This window comes from Streptomyces sp. WELS2 (genome assembly GCF_013870595.1).
Taxonomy (GTDB): domain Bacteria; phylum Actinomycetota; class Actinomycetes; order Streptomycetales; family Streptomycetaceae; genus Streptomyces.
Map to the genome: position 1 here is coordinate 1 of NZ_JACBWZ010001069.1, position 1,844 is coordinate 1,844.

Genomic DNA, 1,844 nt, shown 5'->3' on the forward strand with positions numbered 1-1,844 from the left:
GAGAGTTCGGGGGCGAAGGAGCGCTCGATGCCGTACTTGATGTCGGCCGAGGTGATCGGCGTGCCGTCCTCGTACTCGAGGCCCTTCTTCAAGGTGTACGTCCACACGGTCGCGTCCATGTTGGGGCGCCCGGTGTCGGTGGCGAGGTCCGGGACGACCTTCGCGCCGGCCTCGCCGTTCTCGCGGTTGCGCGTGGTGAGGGTGCGGAAGACCAGCGAAGGGACGTTTCCGCCGCCGGAGGTGTACAGGCGCGCGGGGTCGAAGTCGCTCTGCGGCTGGGAGTTCAGGATCGTGAGCGTGCCGCCCTTGCGGGGCGCGGAGTCGCCACCGGAACCCTTGGCATCGCTGTCCTCGGGGCCGCAGGCGGCGACGCCCGCTGCCACGACCAGGCTGACGGATGCCGCTGCCACGCGGCGCGCTCTGACGGACGGTTGACGCATCGGAATGACGACCTCTCGGGATGACGAGTCGAGAAGGAGTCGAGTTCATCCAGGGGTGATCAGGAGTTGATCAAGGGTTGATCAACGTTTTCCCGGCGGATGAATCGAGGATTCTCTCGGCAGGTGAGACATGTGGACGAGGAGTGAGACGACTGCGGACAGACGTCGGCCCCGGCGTCGGGTCGTCGAAAAATCCGTGACGCGGTCACGGAGAGAAGGGCTGAACAGTCGCGACGCGAACGCCGGGGAGGCGGCGTCAGCGACAGTGGATGTCGGCCACGCAGAGTGCGGTCACGCCGATGAGCGCCAGCTCGATGGCGGCGCTCGCGGGGACGGCGTGACTGGACCACATGCGCAGCAATATGGATGACCATACGGGCTTGTGTCAATGTGACATTAGCGCCGCCTGTCAACTCCCCGGGTAAGGCCAGGGGTTGGCTCGGCAGTGGATACCGTCGTGGTCCAGGAACTTGGTCTGCTGCTGCATCACCGGAGCAAGTTCGCCGTCCTTCTGGCAGGTGACGTGTCCGTGGCCGAGCCGGTGACCGACCTCATGGTTGATCAACATTTGCCGGTACTCATGGATCCGGTCACCGTATGTCGTGCTTCCTTGAGCCCACCGGTACGCATTGATCATGACGCGTTCGGTCGCGGCCGAGTCGCAGGAAACGTTGTCCTCGGTCGTGTCCAGACCCGACTTGGCGCACCACTTGGCGGTGGTGCCGGGGCTGGCCAGCGTGATCACGAAGTCGGGCGTGCCGGAGGAGACGCGCTCGAAGGTGCGCGCGCCGCCGTGCGCCCAGCTGCGCCGGTCGTTGAGCGTCTTCTGCACGGCCTCGGCGAACAGCGCGCCGTCCAGTCCCAGCCCCTGCTCGACATCGACGCGGTAGCGGTACTTCCGCCCGGTGCCGGGCGCCTTGTCGAAGCCGGGCACGACGTCGAACCTCCCCGGTCCGCTCAGCGTGGCGCCGAGCGGATACGTGCGGCTCATCTTCTGGTCGTACGTCAGGGCGGGCGCGCTCGGCACGGCGGCCGGCGCCGAATCGCCGGAAGTGTCGTGGGCGTGGTCGGTGGCGGACTGCGGCCGTACGTCGCCGTCGTCCCGCGCCTTGGTCACCTGGCCGGCGACCATCACCGCGAGCACGGTGGTGACGGCGGCCGCCGCGATGCCGGTGAACGTCCGCCCCTTGCCGCCGCGCGGTGCGGGCACACCGGTACCGGACGCCCGCGGCGCCTCGGCCGGCTGTCCGGTCGTACGGGGCGCCGGGTCGGTACCGGTACCGGAACGCTTGCCCGTACCGCTGCCGTTGCCCGTACCGGCACCGGACGCGGAGCCACCGGTGCTCTCGGGACCGGCACCGCGCGGACCGGCGCCCTTGCCGTCGCCGGCGCCGTCGAAGGCTT

Annotated in this window: 3 protein-coding genes; all 3 read right to left on the reverse strand. The window is 68.8% G+C overall.

Annotated elements, in window-relative coordinates:
• Window positions 1-440 (reverse strand): ABC transporter substrate-binding protein (locus H5J33_RS33670; RefSeq protein ID WP_258565589.1); only part of this gene is annotated, 440 nt, incomplete at its 3' end.
• Between the two features lie 256 nt (window positions 441-696).
• Window positions 697-792: an Ms4533A family Cys-rich leader peptide gene (locus tag H5J33_RS38500; protein ID WP_309485553.1), complete on the reverse strand. Its 96-nt coding sequence runs from the start codon at window positions 790-792 to the stop codon at window positions 697-699.
• A 57-nt stretch (window positions 793-849) separates the two neighbouring features.
• On the reverse strand, window positions 850-1,844 hold a 995-nt coding region (locus tag H5J33_RS33675; RefSeq protein ID WP_258565590.1), incomplete at its 5' end, for a DUF3152 domain-containing protein.

Coding starts and splice junctions, on each gene's coding strand:
- H5J33_RS38500 (WP_309485553.1), bottom strand. CDS start 792: ATGTGGTCCAGTCACGCCGTCCCCGCGAGCGCCGCCATCGAGCTGGCG.